General features: G+C 71.0%; 18 protein-coding genes, 1 tRNA gene and 1 pseudogene. 9 read left to right on the top strand and 11 right to left on the bottom strand.

Features of this window, described 5'->3' with window-relative positions:
• The 3 genes from IPG65_RS09760 to acnA are packed head-to-tail and all read right to left on the bottom strand — an operon-like array spanning position 1 to position 4,294.
• Positions 1–744: an ABC transporter substrate-binding protein gene (locus IPG65_RS09760; RefSeq protein WP_293189009.1), complete on the bottom strand. Its 744-nt coding sequence runs from the start codon at positions 742–744 to the stop codon at positions 1–3.
• The gene (locus IPG65_RS09755) at positions 741–1,637 is read right to left on the bottom strand and encodes a GntR family transcriptional regulator (protein ID WP_293189008.1); all 897 of its coding nucleotides are present in this window, start codon (positions 1,635–1,637) and stop codon (positions 741–743) included. The genes IPG65_RS09760 and IPG65_RS09755 overlap by 4 nt, the downstream gene beginning before the upstream one ends.
• 35 nt (positions 1,638–1,672) lie before the next feature.
• Positions 1,673–4,294 (bottom strand): aconitate hydratase AcnA, encoded by a 2,622-nt coding sequence (gene acnA / locus IPG65_RS09750; RefSeq protein ID WP_293190040.1) that lies wholly within the window; start codon positions 4,292–4,294, stop codon positions 1,673–1,675.
• 109 nt (positions 4,295–4,403) lie between these two features.
• On the opposite strand from acnA, the pseudogene IPG65_RS19345 reads away from it, so the two are divergent.
• From IPG65_RS19345 to IPG65_RS09740, 3 genes and pseudogenes are all read left to right on the top strand, one after another.
• A pseudogene (locus IPG65_RS19345) lies at positions 4,404–4,841 on the top strand (tripartite tricarboxylate transporter substrate-binding protein); the annotation flags it as partial.
• A gap of 55 nt (positions 4,842–4,896) precedes the next feature.
• On the top strand, positions 4,897–5,394 hold the full coding sequence (locus IPG65_RS19340; protein ID WP_366820368.1) for a tripartite tricarboxylate transporter substrate-binding protein: 498 nt from the start codon (positions 4,897–4,899) through the stop codon (positions 5,392–5,394).
• Positions 5,395–5,429: 35 nt separating this feature from the next.
• Positions 5,430–6,257, top strand: a complete 828-nt coding sequence (locus IPG65_RS09740; RefSeq protein ID WP_293189007.1) for an alpha/beta fold hydrolase — start codon at positions 5,430–5,432, stop codon at positions 6,255–6,257.
• A gap of 56 nt (positions 6,258–6,313) precedes the next feature.
• On the opposite strand, the gene hemH is transcribed toward IPG65_RS09740, so the two are convergent.
• Positions 6,314–7,378, bottom strand: a complete 1,065-nt coding sequence (hemH, locus tag IPG65_RS09735; RefSeq protein WP_293189006.1) for a ferrochelatase — start codon at positions 7,376–7,378, stop codon at positions 6,314–6,316.
• Positions 7,379–7,393: 15 nt separating this feature from the next.
• Here hemH and IPG65_RS09730 point away from each other — a divergent pair, with 15 nt between their 5' ends.
• From IPG65_RS09730 to IPG65_RS09715, 4 genes are all read left to right on the top strand, one after another.
• Entirely contained in the window at positions 7,394–8,119 is a 726-nt protein-coding gene (locus IPG65_RS09730) for an HAD-IA family hydrolase (RefSeq protein WP_293189005.1), read from the top strand.
• A 119-nt stretch (positions 8,120–8,238) separates the two neighbouring features.
• On the top strand, positions 8,239–9,555 hold the full coding sequence (locus IPG65_RS09725) for a citrate:proton symporter (protein WP_293189004.1): 1,317 nt from the start codon (positions 8,239–8,241) through the stop codon (positions 9,553–9,555).
• Complete coding sequence (locus IPG65_RS09720; protein WP_293189003.1) at positions 9,552–10,037, top strand: universal stress protein; 486 nt, start codon at positions 9,552–9,554, stop codon at positions 10,035–10,037. Before IPG65_RS09725 ends, IPG65_RS09720 begins: the two co-directional genes overlap by 4 nt.
• The gene (locus IPG65_RS09715; protein ID WP_293189002.1) at positions 10,037–11,227 is read left to right on the top strand and encodes an ABC transporter substrate-binding protein; all 1,191 of its coding nucleotides are present in this window, start codon (positions 10,037–10,039) and stop codon (positions 11,225–11,227) included. The genes IPG65_RS09720 and IPG65_RS09715 overlap by 1 nt, the downstream gene beginning before the upstream one ends.
• 102 nt (positions 11,228–11,329) lie before the next feature.
• Here IPG65_RS09715 and IPG65_RS09710 read toward each other — a convergent pair.
• From IPG65_RS09710 to IPG65_RS09695, 4 genes are all read right to left on the bottom strand, one after another.
• Positions 11,330–11,419, bottom strand: a tRNA-Ser gene (locus IPG65_RS09710).
• A gap of 33 nt (positions 11,420–11,452) precedes the next feature.
• The gene (gene serS, locus IPG65_RS09705) at positions 11,453–12,751 is read right to left on the bottom strand and encodes a serine--tRNA ligase (protein ID WP_293189001.1); all 1,299 of its coding nucleotides are present in this window, start codon (positions 12,749–12,751) and stop codon (positions 11,453–11,455) included.
• A 160-nt stretch (positions 12,752–12,911) separates the two neighbouring features.
• Positions 12,912–13,883: a 4-hydroxy-3-methylbut-2-enyl diphosphate reductase gene (ispH, locus tag IPG65_RS09700; RefSeq protein WP_293189000.1), complete on the bottom strand. Its 972-nt coding sequence runs from the start codon at positions 13,881–13,883 to the stop codon at positions 12,912–12,914.
• Between the two features lie 177 nt (positions 13,884–14,060).
• Complete coding sequence (locus IPG65_RS09695) at positions 14,061–14,504, bottom strand: FKBP-type peptidyl-prolyl cis-trans isomerase (RefSeq protein WP_293188999.1); 444 nt, start codon at positions 14,502–14,504, stop codon at positions 14,061–14,063.
• A gap of 56 nt (positions 14,505–14,560) precedes the next feature.
• On the opposite strand from IPG65_RS09695, the gene radC reads away from it, so the two are divergent.
• Both radC and IPG65_RS09685 read left to right on the top strand, forming a co-directional pair.
• Positions 14,561–15,238: a DNA repair protein RadC gene (radC, locus tag IPG65_RS09690; RefSeq protein ID WP_293188998.1), complete on the top strand. Its 678-nt coding sequence runs from the start codon at positions 14,561–14,563 to the stop codon at positions 15,236–15,238.
• A complete protein-coding gene (locus IPG65_RS09685; RefSeq protein ID WP_293190038.1) occupies positions 15,229–15,870 on the top strand; it encodes a Smr/MutS family protein in 642 nt (213 codons plus the stop codon). Before radC ends, IPG65_RS09685 begins: the two co-directional genes overlap by 10 nt.
• A 63-nt stretch (positions 15,871–15,933) precedes the next feature.
• Here the strand turns inward: IPG65_RS09685 and IPG65_RS09680 are convergent, their stop codons facing one another.
• The 3 genes from IPG65_RS09680 to IPG65_RS09670 are packed head-to-tail and all read right to left on the bottom strand — an operon-like array spanning position 15,934 to position 17,550.
• The gene (locus IPG65_RS09680) at positions 15,934–16,884 is read right to left on the bottom strand and encodes an MFS transporter (protein WP_293188997.1); all 951 of its coding nucleotides are present in this window, start codon (positions 16,882–16,884) and stop codon (positions 15,934–15,936) included.
• On the bottom strand, positions 16,782–17,159 hold the full coding sequence (locus IPG65_RS09675) for a hypothetical protein (RefSeq protein WP_293188996.1): 378 nt from the start codon (positions 17,157–17,159) through the stop codon (positions 16,782–16,784). The genes IPG65_RS09680 and IPG65_RS09675 overlap by 103 nt, the downstream gene beginning before the upstream one ends.
• Positions 17,152–17,550 carry a group II truncated hemoglobin gene (locus IPG65_RS09670; RefSeq protein WP_293188995.1) on the bottom strand — a complete coding sequence of 133 codons (399 nt, stop codon included), beginning with the start codon at positions 17,548–17,550 and terminating at the stop codon, positions 17,152–17,154. Before IPG65_RS09670 ends, IPG65_RS09675 begins: the two co-directional genes overlap by 8 nt.
• Between the last annotated feature and the right edge of the window lie 7 nt (positions 17,551–17,557).

The raw sequence follows: 17,557 nt of genomic DNA, 5'->3' as shown, positions 1-17,557 counted from the left end.
TCAGCCCCCCGCCGCCGCGGGCGCCACCGACGCGCCCTGGATGCCGTGCCGCGCCAGCGCCTCGGCCACGAAGCCGCTCGCCTTCATGCGCTCCACGTAGGCGGCCAGGAAGGCTGCCGCGTCGGCGCCGCGCGACTTCGGCACACCCATGGCCTGCTGGATCACCATGAAGCGCCCCGGCAGCAGCCGGTGGCCAGGCAAACGCGCCAGGTCGGCCTGCAGTTGCTGGCGCACGCCGGCGGCGACCGCCGCCTGCTGCTCGACGAACACATCCACCACGGCCGGCGAGGTGGGCGCGCGCACGATCTCGGCCGCCTTCAGCTCGCGCGTGAGGAACAGGTCGTACGCGCTGCCCTTGCCGACCACGACTCGCGTGCCGGCCCGGTCCACCTCGTCGTTCGACCGCAGGGGCGAGTCTTCGCGCACCAGGTAGCTGCCCTCGATCAGGACGTAGGGCGCTGTGAACGCGATGTGCTCGCCCCGCTTGGGATCGATGGCGAAGAAGCCGATGTCGGCGCGCCCCTGCTCCACCGCCTCGACCGACTTGCCGGCGGCGTCGAACACCACCAGTTCTATCCCGACGCCCAGGGCCTGCGCCAGGCCCCGGGCCAAGTCGATGGACACGCCGAACGGCTGGCCCGTGGCCGGGTCCCGGTTGGCGAGGATGGGATTGCCCAGGTTGATGGACGCACGGAGCTGGCCCGTGGGCGCGAAAGCTTGGACGATGGCGGGTGAAGTGCTCATGGTTTCAGGATGCGGCTGATCTTCTGGTGGTTGGTGAGGGTGCGTTCGAGGTGCCGGCGCAGCTCGGCCGATGCCTCGTCGTTGCGGCCTGCCTCCAGCAGGTCGAGGATGCGCAGGTGCTGGCGGCAATGCTCCTTGTAGCGCCGGCGGTCCTGCATGAAGCGGTACGAGATCAGGCGCCGGATGCGGTTGACGCGGCGGATCGCGTCGATGAAAAAGGGGTTGCCCGAGGCTTCGATGATCGATTCGTGGAAGCGCACGCCGCGTTCGTGCAGTTGGTCGGGCGTGTCGGTCTCGATCGCTCCCTCCAGCAGGCGATGCTCGGCGGCGCGGCAGCGTTCGATGACTTCCGGATCGATGGCGTAGCCGGGCTCCAGCAGAGCCGCGGGCTCCAGCGCCAGGCGCAGGCGATAGGACTGCAGCAGGCTCTCGGGCGTGGTCAGCATGGCCTGAAACTCCCAGCCGTAGCCGCGCTTCTTCCGCACCCAGCCTTCCTGCGCCATGCGGTGCAGCACCGCGTTGAGCTGCGCCAGCGTGAGCGCGTAGCGGCTGCGGAGCAGCACCTCCGACACCTCGCGCGGCAGCTCGCCCTTGAACAGATCGTCCGCGATGCGGAAATAGGCGCCGGACACGACGTCGTCGTCCGAAGCCTGGCGCGCCACCTGCTCGGCCACTTCAGCCAAATCCACCGGCTGCGCCACGAAATAGCCCCGATTCTTCTGCCTCTCGACCACGCCATGGGCCTGCAGCAGCGCCAGCGCATCGTTGATGGGCGTGCGCGACACCCGCAGCCGATCGGCCAGCAGCTGCGCGGGCAAGTGGCTGCCCACCTCCAGGCCGTCGGTCTGGATGAGCTCGATGATCTGGGCGGAAAGCGGCTTGCCGGGGTCCATGGAACCCGGATTCTGCCCTGCCGCCAGGCACCCATTCATGCCGCAACGTCAGCACCGCCATGGTGGGCCTGGAGGGTCTTCTTGAGGATCGACGGCATGACGCCCCCGTCCCTGAGCTGCTCGACCTCCAGCTGGGTTTCGATCGCCGCGCGAGCCTGGAAGCGCTCGGTGCGGCCGTCGGCGCGGTGCAGTGTCAAGGCAACCATGGCGCGCGGCGCCAGTTCCCGGGCGTCCGCCCGGACCTCCAGGCGATCGCCGGGCTGGATGGCGAGCGTTTCCGGGTTCACGCCGTCCGGCAGCAGCAGGGACAGGATGCCCATGCCGATCAGGTTGGAGCGGTGGATGCGCTCGTAGCTCACCGCCAGCACGGCGCGAATGCCCAGCAAGCGCTGCCCCTTGGCCGCCCAGTCGCGCGAGGAGCCCATGCCGTAGCGCTCGCCGGCCACCAGCACCACCGCCTCGCCGGCGTCGCGATGGCGCCGGGCCACCTCCCAGATCGGCGCCACGTCCCCGGAAGGCATGTGCAGCGTGTGGGCGACGGGCATGCCAGGCCGCAGCAGGTTCACCAGCGCCTTGCTGTGGAACGCGGCGCGCATCATCACCTCCCAGTTGCCGCGCCGCGACGCGAACACGTTGAGGTCGCTGCGGTCGTCGCCACGCTCGACGAGGAAGTCGGCGACCAGGCTGTCGGGCGGGATGGCGCTGGCCGGGGAGATGTGGTCGGTCGTCACGTCGTCGCCGAGCACCAGCAAGGGGTAGGCCGTGTAGTGGCCGAGTTGGCTGCCCTCCGTCACCGCGGCGAACGGTGGGCGGCGCAGGATGGTCGAGCGCTCGTCCCAGGGGAACAGCGCACCACCCGGCGCCTCCAGCGCCGTCCAGAGGGGGTTGCCGGCCGCCACCTGAAAATCGCGCCGGAAGTCGGCCGGCGCCAGCCCCTGCCGCAGGTGCGCGGCGATCTCCTCAGGGGTGGGCCAGAGTTCGCGCAGGTACACCGGACGGCCATCGGGCGCGACCTGTACCGGCTCCTCGGCCAGGTTGCGTGCCGCGTCGCCCGCCAGGCCGAAGGCGACGACCAGTGGCGGCGACATGATGAAGCTCAGCTCGATGTCCGGGTGCACGCGGCCGGGGAAGTTGCGGTTGCCGGACAGGATGGCCACGGCCTTGCCCGCCCCCGTGGCCTGCGCCTGCACGATGGGCTCGGTCAAGGGGCCCGAATTGCCGATGCACGTGGTGCAGCCATAGCCCACGATGCCGAAGCCGACGGCCTCCAGATCTCCGGCCAGGCCGGCGCGGGCCAGGTACGACGCCGCCGCCGGCGAGCCGGGGGCCATCGACGTCTTGACCCATGGCGGCACCTTCAGGCCACGCGCTCCCGCCTTGCGCGCCAGCAGGCCGGCGGCGATCAGCAGCGCCGGATCCGACGTGTTGGTGCAACTGGTGATGGCGGCCAGCGCCACCGGGTGGCGCGGCAGCGCCGCCGACGCCCCCGGCCGCGGCTCGAAGCCCACGGCCCGGAGCGCTTCGCCCGTGCGCGAATAGTCCAGCAGATCCTGCGGGCGCCGCGGGCCGGCGACGTGCATGCCGATGCGACCCAGGTCGATCTCCAGCACCCGCGTGTAGCGCGGCGCGGCGGCGGGGTCGAACCACAGGCCGGCCCGCTTCAGGTACGCCTCGGCCAGCGTCAGGTGGTTGGCCGAGCGGCCCGTGGCGCGCAGGTAGTCCAGGGTCTGCCGGTCCACGGGGAAAAAGCCCGTGGTGGCCCCGTACTCGGGCGCCATGTTGGCGACCACGGCGCGGTCGCCGGCCGTGAGGGTGGACACGCCGGGACCGAAGAACTCGACGAAATCGCCGGTCACGTCCAGTTGCCGCAGCCGCTGCGTCACGGTGAGCGCCAGGTCGGTGGCCAGCACGCCCGGCGGCAGTTGCCCCGCCAGCCGCACGCCCACCACGTCCGGAATGCGCAGCATGGTCGGCATGCCGAACATCACGGTCTGCGCCTCCAGCCCGCCAACGCCCCAGCCCAGCACGCCGATGCCGTTGACCATGGGCGTGTGGCTGTCGGTGCCGATCATCATGTCGGGCGCCAGCCAGCGCCGGCCGCCGCGCTCCTGCACCGTCACCACGGTGGCGAGCTGCTCCAGGTTGATGGTGTGCATGATCCCCGTGCCCGGCGGGTGGATGCGCACGCCCTTTAGCGCCTTGGACGCCCAGCGCAGGAAGCGATAGCGCTCGGCGTTGCGGCGGATCTCGTGCCGCATGTTCTCCATCGCCGCGCCGGCGCGCGCGTAGGCCTCGACGGCGAGCGAGTGATCGACCGACACGTCGACCGGCAGCACCGGGTTCAGCACCGTGGGATCGACGCCCGCCTCGGCCAACGCGTCGCGCATCGCGGCGGCGTCCACCAGCGCCGGGGTGCTGGTGGTGTCGTGCATCAGCACACGGCCGGGCTGGAAGGCGATCTCGCGCTCGCTGCTGCCCGTACCGAGCCAATCGAGGATGGCCTTCAGTGCCTCGCGCCGCTCCTCGCCCGCCATGTGGCGCGCGGCGTTCTCGGCCAGCAGGCGCAGCACCACGGGCAGGCGCGGCAACTGCTCGCCGAGCAGGGCGGGCAGATCGACCAGCACATGACTCTCGCCGCCGTGGTCGAGCGTCGCCATCGGAATGTCGTCAAGCAATTCGTTCATGCCTTGCATTTTGCATATGTTATATATAAAGTGCAATTAATCTCTTTTGCTGATTCCATTTTTTTCCTGTCAGGAGACCTCCATGCACACTCATCGCCGCCGCTTCGCCCTTGCCAGTCTCGCCGCCATCGGCACCTTGAGCCTGTCGGCGCTGGCCAGTGCGCAAGACTATCCCGGCCGGACGATCACCATCGTGGTGCCGTTCTCGGCCGGCGGCGGCGTGGACACGATGGCGCGCCTGCTGGCCGAGGAATTGCGCGCGTCGCTGAAGCAGAACGTCATCGTCGACAACAAGCCCGGCGCCAGCGGCATGATCGGCGCCCGCGCCGTGGCCAAGGGCACGCCCGACGGGTACACACTGCTCATGGGCTCGGCCGGCGAGACCGCCATCAACGCCTTCGTCCACAAGAAGCAGATGCAGTACTCGCCGGCGAAGGACCTGGCGCCGATCGCCCTGGTCACCAAGGTGCCCAACGTGCTGGTGGCCTCCAAAGCGTTCGCGCCCAACACCATCGAGCAACTGGTGGACCATGCGCGCAAGAACCCCGGCCAGGTGACGTACTCCTCCAGCGGCATTGGTAACCCCCCAGCACCTCAACGGCGCGCTGCTGGAAGAGATGGCCGGCATCAAGATGGTCCACGCCCCGTACAAGGGCGCGTCGGGGCAACTCGTGGACGTGGTGGCGGGCACGGTGCCGTTCACCTTCGTCAGCTACACGGCGGCCAAGGGCTTCATCCAGGACGGCAAGGTCAAGCCGATCGCGGTCACGTCCGCCCGGCGCACCGCGTTCGCGCCGAACATTCCGGCCATCGCCGAATACGCCCCGCTGGCCAAATACCAGTTGGAGAACTGGTTCGGCCTGTTCGCTCCCGCCGGCACGCCGGACGCCGTGCAGCAGAAGCTCAATGGCGCCGTCAACGACGCCCTGAAAAAGCCCGAGCTGGCCAAGCGCCTGCAGGACCAGGGCGGCGAGGTGTCGCCGATGACGACGCAGCAGTTCCGCGACTTCATCAAGGTCGAATCGGCCAAGTTCGAGCGCATCGTCGAGGCCGCCGGCATCGCGGCCGAATGACGCCGGCGCGGGATGCCTGGCGCTAACATGCGCCGATGCCCGCCTCGTCCCTTGACCTGCGCTGCGCCGGCCGCGAAATCCACTGCACGGACTGGCAGCCTGGCGGCGGCGGCGCGGCGCGCGGCACTGTCGTCGCCTGGCACGGGCTGGCGCGCTCCGGGCGCGACATGGACGCATTGGCCGCGCACCTGTCAGCGCACGGCTGGCGCGTGCTCTGTCCCGACACCCTGGGCCACGGCCTGAGCCAGTGGGCGCGCCATCCGAAGGACGAGTACTGCCTGGCCTTCCATGCCCGCCTGGCGCGCGAGCTGCTGGCGCAGCTGGGCATCGAGCGCTGCCACTGGGTCGGCACCTCGATGGGCGGCGCCATCGGCATGGTGGGGGCCTCAGGCTATTTCGAGCCGGAGCTGAAGCGCCGCATCCAGAGCCTGGTGCTGGACGACAGCGCGCCGCGATTGGCGCCGCCGGCCATCGAGCGCATCATGGCCAGCGCCGGCCCGCCGCCCGCCTTCGACACGGTGACCGCGCCGGAAGCCTGCCTGCCCGACGGCCGCGTGACGACGCACCACGACCCGGCCATCGTCGCCCAGTTCACGCACTACCCCGACGACTACCTGATCTGGCACCACTATGACGCGCTGCAGGTGCCGGTGCTGCTGCTGCGCGGCGCCGAATCCGACCTGGTGCTGCGCGAGACGGCCGAGCAGATGCGCACGCGCGGCCCCGGCGTGCGGGGCGGCTTCGAGTGGGTGGAGGTGCCCGCCCGCGAGCACGCGCCGGCGCTGAACGTGCCGAATCAACTGGCGCTGGTGAGCGGCTTCATCGAGCGCGTCGAACAGGCGGGCGGATCGGCCACCATTTGAACGAATAAGCCATGGAACCAGCGCCCGCATTGCGCCAATAGCTATTAAAATAATAGCTATCTGGCCAGGCCGGCCGCCGCCTCGGCGCGGCGCCCCCGCGTCGGCCAGCCCTGCAGATGCACCTGCACGATGTCGGCGAGCGCGGCCAGCCAGGCAGGGTGGTCGTTCAGGCAGGGCAGGTAGTGGAACTCCTGCCCGCCCGCGGCCCTGAAGGCAGCCTGACCTTCGATGGCGATCTCCTCCAGCGTCTCCAGGCAGTCGCTGACGAAGCCGGGGCAGACCACGTCGACCCGCCGCGTGCCAGCGCGGCCCAGTTGCTCCAGCACGGCCTGCGTCGCCGGCTCCAGCCACTTCGCCTTGCCGAAGCGCGACTGGAAGGCCAGCGTCCACTCGCCGTCCCGCAGCGCCAGCCGCCCGGCCAGCAGGCGGGCGGTCTCGCGGCATTCGTCGCCGTAGGGATCGCCCAGCGCCGCCGTGCGCTCGGGCACGCCGTGAAAACTCATCACCAGATGCTCCGGCCGGCCATGCGCCTGCCAGTGCTGGTGCACCCCGCTCGCCAGGGCGCGGATGTAGCCCTCGTCGTCGTGGAAGCGGTTGACGAAGCGCAGCTCTGGCACGTGGCGCGCATGCCGCGCCCAGTCGGCCACGGCGTCGATCACGCTGGCCGTGGTGGTGCCGGAGTACTGCGGGTACAGCGTCACCACCAGGACTCGGGTGCAGCCGCGGGCCCTCAGCTCGTCCAGTTGCGAGGCCACCGACGGCTGACCGTAGCGCATGGCCAGGCGCACGCTCACGTCGTGCCCGCGCTCGCCCAGGTAGCCGCGCAGCATCACCGCCTGCTTGCGGCTCCACACCATCAGGGGCGAGCCCTCGGGCGTCCAGATGGCCTGGTACTTCTCGGCCGACCGGGCCGGGCGCGTGCGCAGGATCAGGCCGTGCAGCAGCGGCTTCCAGACGGCGGGCGGGATCTCCACCACGCGCGGGTCGCCCAGGAACTCGGCCAGGTAGCGGCGCACGGCCGCGGGCGTCGGCGCGTCCGGCGTGCCCAGGTTGCACAGCAGCACGCCGGTGCGCGCGGGCTGGTCCCGGGCGTGGGCGGGTTCGGGACGAAAAAAGGGCATGCGCTATTCTCCGGCATGCCCACGCGCCTTCCCTCCCGTGCAGCGCTCGACGTGGCGCGCATCCGCGCCATCACCCTCGACCTGGACGACACCCTGTGGCCCGTGTGGCCCACGATCGAGCGAGCCGAAGGCGCGCTGGCCGGGTGGCTGGCCACGCATGCGCCCGCCACGGCGGCGATGTTCGGCGATGCCCAGGCGCTGCGCGCCGTGCGCGCGCAGGTGGAGGCGCAACGGCCCGACCTGCGGCACGATCTGAGCGGGCTGCGGCGCGAGTCGATCCGTCTCGCGCTCACGCAGGCGGGCGACGATCCGCTGCTCGCCAGGCCGGCGTTCGACTTCTTCTTCGCCGAGCGCCAGCGCGTGGATCTGTTCGACGATGCGCTGGCCGCGCTCGACTTCCTGGCCGCTCGCTATCCGGTGGTGGCCGTGTCCAACGGCAATGCGGACGTGCACCGCATCGGCATCGGCCGCTACTTCAAGGCCAGCCTGAGCGCGACGCAGGTGGGCATTGCCAAGCCCGATGCGCGCATCTTCCACGCCGGTGCGCAAGCGGCGGGCGCGGCGCCCGGCGAGGTGCTGCACGTGGGCGACGACCCGCACCTGGACGGCACCGGTGCCCTGGCCGCCGGCATGCAGATGGCCTGGATCAACCGTGCCGGCGCCCCCTGGCCGCAGGACGACGCCCGGCGTCCGCACGCCGTGGTGCGGGATCTGAAGGCGTTGTGCGGGCTGCTGCAATGACCTCCGGTGCAGGCCCCGCCACACGCCGGCGGCGGGCACCCCCGCGCGTTGCGCTACCATCGGTACGCTGATCGTCGGGCCGAGGTTCGAACAGCGCAACAAAAAAACGGAGACAACACATGCTGACCGCCCTCGCCTACGCCATGATCATCGTCTTCATGGCGCTGATCATGACCAAGCGCCTATCGGCGATGGTTGCACTGATCCTGGTGCCCATCGCCTTCGGCCTCCTCGGGGGCTTCGGCATGGGGCTGGGGCCCATGATGCTGGACGGCATCAAGAAGCTGGCGCCCACCGGCGTGATGCTGATGTTCGCCATCCTGTACTTCGGCATCATGATCGACGCGGGCCTGTTCGACCCCATCGTGAAGCTGGTGCTGCGGCTGGTGGGCGGCAGTCCCACCAAGATCGTGGTGGGCACCTTCCTGCTGGCGGCGGGCGTGTCGCTGGACGGCGATGGCTCCACCACCTACATGATCACCTGTGCCGCCATGCTGCCGCTGTACCAGCGGCTGGGCATGAACCGCCTGGTGCTGGCCTGCGTGGTGATGATGGCCGGCCAGCTCATGAACATCCTGCCCTGGGGCGGCCCCACGGCCCGCGCCGTCAGCGCCCTGGGCGTGGAAATGGGCCAGGTCTTCGTGCCCATGATCGGCCCCATGATCATCACCGGCCTGTGGTGCACCTTCGTCGCCTTCATCCTCGGGCGGCGCGAAAGCCGCCGGCTCGGCGCCATCCGGCTCGATGGCATGTCCAGCGGCAGCCAGTCGATCGCCGAGGTCACCGGCGGCGACCCCGAGCTGGCGCGCCCGAAGCTGCTGTGGGTCAACGCCCTGCTGACGCTGGGCCTGATGACGCTGCTGATCATGGACGTCTTCCCGCTGCAGGTGCTGTTCATGGTGGCCTCGGCCATCGGGCTGATGATCAACTACCCCAAGCTGCAGCAGCAGAAGGAGCGGATCGAAGCCCATGCCGTCAACATCGTGCCGGTGGTGTCGCTGATCTTCGCCGCCGGCATCTTCGTGGGCATCCTCTCGGGCACCAAGATGGTGGACGCCATCGCCACCAGCGTGATCGGCATGGTGCCCGACTGGATGGGGCCCTACATGGCGGTGGTGACGGCGGTGCTGAGCATCCCCTTCACCTTCTTCATCTCCAACGACGCGTTCTACTTCGGCATCCTGCCCATCCTGGCCAAGACGGCGGCGGTCTACGGCATCGGCTCGGTCGAGATCGCGCGCGCCTCGCTGGTCGGCCAGCAGGTGCACCTGCTCAGCCCGCTGGTGGCCTCGACCTACCTGCTGGTGGGGCTGGCCAAGGTGGAATTCGGCGACCATCAGCGCTTCACCCTGCTGTGGGCGATGACGGCCGCCGTCGTCATGCTGGCGGCGATGCTCGTGCTGGGCGTCATTCCGCTGGTGGGGAGCACGCCATGAACCACGACATCCGCACCATCCTGTACGCCTGCGGCCTGGGCGAGGGCTGCGAAGCCACGCTGGCCCACGCCATCAACCTGGCCAACCGCCTGGGCGCCCGGCTGCTGGTGCTGAGCGTGATCGACGACCAGCGCGAGCGCTCGCTGATCGACCTGCCCGCGCACGTGCCGCAGCAGGGACTGGACCAGTACCACGACGACCGCGCCAAGCGAGCCCGCGCGCACATCGAGGCGCAGGTGGCCGCCTTCTACGCGGTGCGCAGCGACGACGCGCCGACGCGCCCCATCACCGAGCTGATCGTGCATGAGGGCGACGACGTGCCGCAGGCCATCCTCGACGAGGCCGAGCGCGGCTCGGCCGACCTGATCCTGATGGCTTCGCGCGGCGAAGGCCTGCTGGCGGGCCTGCTGTTCGGCTCGGTGGCGCAGGAGGTGCTGCGCCGCACCCGCAAGCCGCTGCTGCTGGTGCCGGTGGAGTCATGATGCAACGCCGCCCCGCCCAGCGCCCCGCGAGTCGCCCGTTCTCACGCCGATCCGCCCTGGGCAGGCTCGCGGCGCTGGGCCTGGCCCCCGCCCTGGCCGCACCCGCGATGGCGGAGGATGACAATGAATTGATGAGCTACGCCGTGCGCGGCGCGGCGCCGCCCGGCTACCCCCAGGCCTATGCGGCCACGGTGCGCGCCGCCGAGGACGAGGGGCGGCTCACGGTCCATTCCACCACCGACGAGCGCGTGGCCGTGCCGCTGGTGGCCGACTTCAAGCGGATGTACCCGCGCATCAACGTCGCCTACGAGGACTTGAACAGCACCGAGCTGTACCACCGCTTCATCGCCGAAAACCAGCTCGGACGCGAGGCCGCCGACGTGCTGTGGAGTTCGGCCATGGACCAGATGGTCGCCCTGGCCACGGCCGGCCACGCGCTGGCCTACGACTCGCCCGAGAAGGCGCATCTGCCGGCCTGGGCCCAATGGCAGGACCGGCTCTGGTCCACCACCTACGAGCCCGTGGTGTTCGCCCACCACAAGCCCTCGCTGTCCGAGGCCCAGGTGCCGCGCAGCCACGCGGCGCTGGCGCAGTGGCTGGCGCGCGAGGGCGACCGCGCCAGCGGCAAGGTGGTGAGCTACGACATCCAGAAATCCGGCCTGGGCTACTTCCTGGCCACGCAGGACATTGCCGCCAATACCGACGCATTCTGGGCCACGGCGCAGGCCCTGGGCCACGGCCGCGCCCGCCTGCTGCTGACCACCGACGCCATGGTGCGCCAGATCGCCACAGGTCGCGCATTGCTGGGCGTGAACCTGCTGGGCGCCTACACCGTGGCGCAGGCCCGCCGCCAGCCATCGCTGGGCGTGGTCTTCCCCGAGGACTACACCCTGGTCAGCTCGCGCGTGCTGCTCATCAACGGCAAGGCCGCGCACCCCAACGCCGCCCGCCTGTGGCTGGACTACCTGCTGTCGCGGCGCGGGCAGACGGTGATGGCCACCGCGTCACGCCTCTACGCGCTGCGCGCCGACGCGCAGGGCGAAACCACCGCCGCCGCGCTCAGCCAATTGCTGGGTCAGCGCCAGCGCCCCATCGCCCTCGGCCCTGAACTGGCCGCGCCGCTGGCCAATGCGGCCTACCACGACGTCATTCTGCGCTGGCGGGCTGCCCTCGGGTATCGCAGCGTCTGACGCGGTGCCGCGGGCGATGGCGCAGTGCCCATCCCGGCGCCCCTTCACAGCGAGGGACAGGAATGAAAAACGCGCCACAAGGGCGCGTTTTTCATGGGTTTCTGGCGGAGAAGGAGGGATTCGAACCCTCGATACGGTAAACCGTATACCGGATTTCGAGTCCGGCGCATTCGACCACTCTGCCACCTCTCCGTGTATCCGTGTCGAATCTAGAATTCTAGCAGTTCACGCGCGAAGCTCCTCCAGCCCGCCCAGGTACGGCCGCAGCGCCGCCGGGATGCGGATGGCGCCGTCGGCCTGCTGGTGGTTCTCCAGCACGGCGACCAGGGCGCGGCCGACGGCCAGGCCCGAGCCGTTGAGGGTGTGCACCAGCTCGTTCCTGCCCTGCGCGTTCTTGAAGCGCGCCTGCATCCGGCGGGCCTGGAAGGCCTCGCAGTTGCTCACCGAGCTGATCTCGCGGTAGATGTCCTGCGCCGGCACCCACACTTCCAGGTCGTAGGTCTTGGCCGAGCCGAAGCCCATGTCGCCGGTGCACAGCAGCACCACGCGGTAGGGCAGCTCCAGTTGCCGCAGCACGGCCTCGGCGTGGCCGACCATCTGCTCCAGCGCGTCGTCGCTGTGGTCGGGGTGGGTGATCTGCACCATCTCGACCTTGTCGAACTGGTGCTGGCGGATCATGCCGCGCGTGTCGCGCCCGGCGCTGCCGGCCTCGGAACGGAAGCACGGCGTGTGCGCGGTCAGGCGGATGGGCAAATCGCCCTCGGCCACGATCTCGCCGCGCACCAGGTTCGTGAGCGAGACCTCCGAGGTGGGAATCAGGTACAGGCTTTCGCCCTCGCCTTCCTGCCCGCCTTTCTTGGCGGCGAACAGGTCGGCCTCGAACTTGGGCAACTGGCCGGTGCCGCGCAGCGTGTCGGCGTTGACGATGTAGGGGGTGTAGCACTCGGTGTAGCCGTGCTGCTGCGTCTGCACGTCCAGCATGAACTGCGCCAGCGCCCGGTGCAGCCGCGCGATGGGTCCGCGCATGAAATTGAAGCGCGAGCCGGCCAACTTGGCGCCGGTCTCGAAATCCAGCCCCAGCGGCTCGCCCAGCTCGACGTGGTCCCTGACCGGGAAGTCGAAGCGGCGCGGCTCGCCCCAGCGCCGCACCTCGACGTTGCCGGTTTCGTCGGCGCCGACGGGCACGCTGGCGTGCGGCAGGTTGGGCACGGCCAGCAGCAAGGCGTGCAGCTCGGCCTGCAGGGCGTCGAGCCGCGCGGCGGAGGCGTCCAGCTCGTCCTTGAGGCCGGCCACCTGGGCCATCAGGTCGTCGGCGGGCTCGCCCTTGGCCTTGCGCTGGCCGATCTGCTTGCTGGCGGCGTTGCGCTGGGCCTGCAGATCCTCGGTGTGGGTCTGCAGTTGCTTGCGTTCGGCCTCCAGCGCGGTGAAGGCGGCTTCGTCGAGGAAGGGCTGCGGGTTCTTGCGGGTGGCCAGGCGCGCCAGCACGGCGGGCAGGTCCTTGCGGAGCAGAAGGGGATCGAGCATGGCGCCGATTGTAGGCGGGGGCCTTCGCCGGCCGGGCGCGCCGGGTCCAGCCCCGCCAGGCGGCAGATTCTCAGCAAAAAGTGCCGGAATCCCGCTCCCTCATTGCATCAAAAGCTATATTTTATATAGCAACCCAGCAGCCACGCCGGGCCTGCGCCGTTCAGCGCAGGTGCGCCAGCTTCACCTCGGCCACGTCGTCCAGCCTCAGCCCCTTGGGCAGCGGGAACTTCACCGTTTCCTCGATGCCGTCGAGCGTGCGCACCGACACCGCGCCCAGCGCGCGCAGCCGCTCGATCACCTGGCGCACCAGGATGTCGGGCGCCGAGGCGCCGGCCGTCAGGCCGATGCGCGCCTTGCCGGCGATCCATTCGGGCCGCAACTCGTCGGCGCCATCGATCATGTGGCTGTCGGTGCCCAGCTTGCGCGCCACCTCGCGCAGGCGGGTGCTGTTGCTGCTGGTGGGGCTGCCGACGACGATCACCACGTCCACGTCGCGCGACAGCAGCTTGACCGCGTCCTGCCGGTTCTGCGTGGCGTAGCAGATGTCCTGCTGCTTGGGCTCGCGCACCTTGGGAAATCGCGCCTTCACGGCGGCGGCGATCTCGGCCGCGTCGTCCACGCTCAGCGTGGTCTGCGTCACCACGGCCAGCTTGTCGTGCTGCGCGGGCTGGATGCGCGCCACGTCGGCCACGTCCTCCACCAGGTGGATGCCGCTGTCGAGCTGGCCCATGGTGCCTTCGACCTCGGGGTGGCCCTTGTGGCCGATCATGATGAACTCGTAGCCCTCGCGGTGCAGCTTGGCCACCTCGACGTGCACCTTGCTCACCAGCGGGCAGGTGGCGTCGAACACGCGAAAGCCGCGCGCGGCGGCCTCGCGTTCGACCGACTTGGGCACGCCGTGGGCGCTGAACACCAGCGTGGCGCCGGGCGGCACCTCGTCCAGGTCCTCGATGAAGACGGCGCCCTTGGCCCTGAGGTCGTTCACCACGTAGGTGTTGTGCACGATCTCGTGCCGCACGTGGATCGGCGCGCCGAACTTGGCCAGGGCGCGCTCGACGATCTCGATGGCGCGGTCCACGCCGGCGCAAAAGCCGCGCGGCGCGGCCAGCAGGACTTCGGCAGGCTCATTCATCCCGGCCTCCCGCAACGCCGGCCACCACCTGCGAGGCATCGAACAAAAAGGTGCCGATGGCCGCGGAACAGGCCGCGCCAGTGCGCTCCTGGCCGGGGTTTCCCCAGCCAACGGGCGCGCCCCCTGGAGGGGGGAGGCGCAACATCGCGCAGCGAGTGGAGACACGGGGGTGGGCCATCACAGCACGCCGATCAGTTGGACTTCGAACGTCACGGGCTGGCCCGCCAGCGGGTGGTTGAAGTCCAGCCGCAGCGCGCCGTCCTCGCGCACGGCCTGCACCACGGCGGCGAACTGGCCCTGCCCGTCGGGCGTGGGCAACTGCACCACCTCGCCCACGGCGTAGCGCTCGTCGGGGTCGCCCATCGCGTCCAGCTCCTTGCGCGCCAGCCACTGCACCATGTCGGGGTTGCGCTCGCCGAAGGCCTCGCCCGCCGGGATCTGGAAGGTGGCGCGCACGCCCTCCTCCAGCCCGATCAGCCGCTGCTCGACCGCAGGCGACAGCTCGCCCGCGCCCAGCGACAGCGTGGCCGGCGGGCCGCCGAAGGTGTTGATGACATCGCCCTGCGGCCCGGCCAGGCGGTAGTGCAGGGTCAGGAAGGAGGCGGGTTCGACAGTGGTCATGAAAAACGAAACGTCCCAGATAAACTGCCCCGATTGTAAAAAGCCCCGCCTTCCCGATGCCGATCAAGGACTTGCCCCCCGACGCCCGCCCGCGCGAGAAGCTGCTCGCGCGCGGCCCCGGCGCCTTGAGCGACGTGGAGCTGCTGGCCCTGCTGCTGCGCACCGGCCTGGCCGGCAAGAGCGTGCTGCACCTGGCGCAGGACCTGCTGGACGGCTTTGGCGGCATCGCCGGACTGCTGAATGCCGGCGCCGACGACCTGAAGCGCGTCAAGGGCCTGGGCGGCCCGGCCAAGCGCGCCGAGCTGGTGGCGGTGCTGGAGCTGGCGCGGCGCGTGCTGGCCGAGCAGCTGCGGGAGCGGCCCGCGCTGGACGACCTGCGCGCCGTCATGGACTACCTGCAACTGCACCTGGCCTCGCGCGCGCACGAGGTGTTCGCGGTGCTCTTCCTCGACAGCCAGTTGCGGCTGATCGCCCTGGAGGAGCTGTTCCGCGGCACCCTGACGCAGACCAGCGTGTACCCGCGCGAGGTGGTGCTGCGCGCCCTGCACCACCACGCCAGCGCCGTGGTGCTGGCGCACAACCACCCCAGCGGCAGCGTTGCGCCCAGCCGCGCCGACGAAACGCTGACGCAGACGCTGAAGGCCGCGCTGGCCCTGGTGGACGTGCGCGTGCTCGACCACGTCATCGTAGCGCCCGGCCAGGCGCTGTCCATGGCCGAGAAGGGATTGGTGTGAAGGCCCGCTCGCTGCAGGACCTGCAGCCCATCCGGCAGCACCTGGCCGAGGCCCGCGCCCGCGCCGCGCAGGAGGCCGCCGCGCGCGCCGCGGCCGCCCGCCAGGTCCGCGCCGGGCAGAGCCTGTTCGCCCGCGCCGTCGGCCCCGTGCAGCCGCTGCGCGCGCACGGCCGCGTGGTGCACGCGCCCGCCGCGCCCCTGCCCCTGCCGCGCCATCGCCAGCGCGACGAGCAGGCCGTGCTGCGCGAGGCCCTGTCCGACGAGTTCGACGCCAGCACCCTGCTGCAGGTGGACGAGCACCTGAGCTTTCGCCGCCCTGGCATCGGCCCCGACGTGGCGGCCCGGCTGCGCCGCGGCCACTGGGCGGTGCAGGGCCAGATCGACCTGCACGGCCTGCGCCGCGACGAGGCGCGCGAGGCGCTGGCCGCCTTCCTGCGCGACGCCCGGCGCGCCGGCCTGCGCTGCGTGCGCGTGGTGCACGGCAAGGGCCTGGGCTCGCCGGGCCGCGCGCCCGTGCTCAAGGGCAAGGTGCATGGCTGGCTGGTGCAGAAGCAGGAGGTGCTGGCCTTCGTGCAGGCCAAGCCGCTCGAAGGCGGCGCGGGCGCGCTGCTGGTGCTGCTGGCGGCGGGTTGAACCGGCAGGTCACGGATTTCAAGAAAAATCCGGCCTCAGCCCGCTCCCACATTGCGCCAAAAGCTATTGATAACGTAGCAATCTCACACCTTGCCGCGCACCGCCCGCCACGCCAGCAGGCCCAGCGCCAGGGCCGCCGGCACGGCCAGCGCCGCGTAGGCCGCGCGGTAGCTGCCGGCCGCCGCCGACAGCGCGCCGAAGGCCGGGGCGCCGCACACCACGCCCATGAAGGTGAACATCAGCGTGCCCCCCCGTGGCCACGCCGGCCTGGCCCGGCGGCGCCTGCCGCGCCACGGCGGCCAGGTACACGCCGTTCCAGCCGATGGCCGAGGCGCCCAGCAGCGCCACCACGGCCCAGATCAGGCCCGTCGGCCAGTGCGGCTGCAGCAGCGCGGTCAGCAGGCAGCCGACCACCATCAGCGTGGCCAGCAGAATCAGGGTGTTGCGCGCGCCCAGTCCGTGGTCCGACACCGCGCCCCACGCGATGCGCCCCGCCACGCCCGCCAACTGGGACACCGACAGCGCCGCGCCGGCCGCCAGCAGGCTCAGGCCCAGCGACTCGTTCAGGTAGCTGACCATGTACGCCGTCACCGACACCTGCACCGCCGAGAACAGGAACGAGCATGCCGCCAGCACCGCCAGCGGGCGGTGGCCCAGCACCATGCCCAGCGGCGCCAGCAGCGCCGACAACGCCAGCCCCTGGCCCCGCTGGCGGTCGGCGTCCAGCGCCGCGCGCAGCGGCTGCGCCAGCCCCACGCAGGCCAGGCACGCCGCCGCCACGGCCAGCAGCGCGCCCTGCCAGCCCGCCAGCAGCAGCAGGCCGGGCACCAGCGCCCCGGCCAGCATGCCGCCGGCCGGCACGCCGGTCTGCTTGATCGAGAACACCAGCGACATGCGGTGCGCCGGCGTGGTCAGCGCCAGCAGGTGCGAACTGGCGGGCGTGATGGGCCCGTAGCCCGCGCCGATGCACAGCGCCCCCAGCGCCACCGCCGGCAGCCAGGGCAGCGCGCGCACAGCGCCAGCCCGCCGGCGCACAGCAGCAGCCCGAGCTGGCTGACGCGGATGGCCCCCAGCCGCCGCACCAGCGTGCCGCCGGCCAGGCTGGAGAACATCGCCGCCAGGTAGCACAGCGCCACGTACACGCCCACCAGCGTGGTCGGCACGCCCAGCGCGCGCGCCGCCGCCGGCGCCATGGCCGGCAGCGCGAGCAGGGCCATCGACACCATGGCCTGGACGGCGGTGGTGACGGCGAGGCTGCGCCAGGCGCCGGGCGGCGGGGTTTCAGCCACCCTGGTTGCGCATCCAGTCGGCGGTCTGGAAGAAGCTCTGGTTCAGGCGCTGGCGCAGCGCCTCGTCCACGCCGGTCTCGCCCATGGCCTGGTCCATGCATGCCAGCCACTGGTCGCGCTCGCGGATGCCGATGGCGAACGGCAGGTGGCGCGCGCGCAGGCGCGGGTGGCCGAAGCGCTGGACGTAATGGTCGGGCCCGCCGAGCCAGCCGCACAAAAACCAGGACAGCTTGCGCCGCGCGTCGGCCAGCGTGCTGCCGTGCGCGGCGCGCAGCGCGGCGTAGCGCGGCTCCAGGTCCATCAGGTCGTAGAAGCGCTCGACCAGCGCGTGCACGGCTGGCTCGCCGCCGATCCGGGCGAAGGGCGTGGCCTCATCGGTTTTTTGGGTCAAATCGGCC

The organism is Ottowia sp. (genome assembly GCF_016703145.1).
Lineage (GTDB): Bacteria > Pseudomonadota > Gammaproteobacteria > Burkholderiales > Burkholderiaceae_C > Ottowia.
The sequence above is the reverse complement of the archived record's forward strand: the minus strand, read 5'-3'. Positions and strand labels throughout refer to the sequence as shown.

What these genes read in the sequence shown, in the direction of transcription:
- IPG65_RS09760 (WP_293189009.1), bottom strand. Translation starts at nt 744, where the DNA reads ATGAGCACTTCACCCGCCATCGTCCAAGCTTTCGCGCCCACGGGCCAG.
- radC (WP_293188998.1), top strand. Translation starts at nt 14,561, where the DNA reads ATGCCGATCAAGGACTTGCCCCCCGACGCCCGCCCGCGCGAGAAGCTG.
- acnA (WP_293190040.1), bottom strand. Translation starts at nt 4,294, where the DNA reads ATGGCGACGCTCGACCACGGCGGCGAGAGTCATGTGCTGGTCGATCTG.
- IPG65_RS09715 (WP_293189002.1), top strand. Translation starts at nt 10,037, where the DNA reads ATGCAACGCCGCCCCGCCCAGCGCCCCGCGAGTCGCCCGTTCTCACGC.
- IPG65_RS09695 (WP_293188999.1), bottom strand. Translation starts at nt 14,504, where the DNA reads ATGACCACTGTCGAACCCGCCTCCTTCCTGACCCTGCACTACCGCCTG.
- serS (WP_293189001.1), bottom strand. Translation starts at nt 12,751, where the DNA reads ATGCTCGATCCCCTTCTGCTCCGCAAGGACCTGCCCGCCGTGCTGGCG.
- IPG65_RS09755 (WP_293189008.1), bottom strand. Translation starts at nt 1,637, where the DNA reads ATGGACCCCGGCAAGCCGCTTTCCGCCCAGATCATCGAGCTCATCCAG.
- hemH (WP_293189006.1), bottom strand. Translation starts at nt 7,378, where the DNA reads ATGCCCTTTTTTCGTCCCGAACCCGCCCACGCCCGGGACCAGCCCGCG.
- ispH (WP_293189000.1), bottom strand. Translation starts at nt 13,883, where the DNA reads ATGAATGAGCCTGCCGAAGTCCTGCTGGCCGCGCCGCGCGGCTTTTGC.
- IPG65_RS09720 (WP_293189003.1), top strand. Translation starts at nt 9,552, where the DNA reads ATGAACCACGACATCCGCACCATCCTGTACGCCTGCGGCCTGGGCGAG.
- IPG65_RS09725 (WP_293189004.1), top strand. Translation starts at nt 8,239, where the DNA reads ATGCTGACCGCCCTCGCCTACGCCATGATCATCGTCTTCATGGCGCTG.
- IPG65_RS09730 (WP_293189005.1), top strand. Translation starts at nt 7,394, where the DNA reads ATGCCCACGCGCCTTCCCTCCCGTGCAGCGCTCGACGTGGCGCGCATC.
- IPG65_RS09740 (WP_293189007.1), top strand. Translation starts at nt 5,430, where the DNA reads ATGCCCGCCTCGTCCCTTGACCTGCGCTGCGCCGGCCGCGAAATCCAC.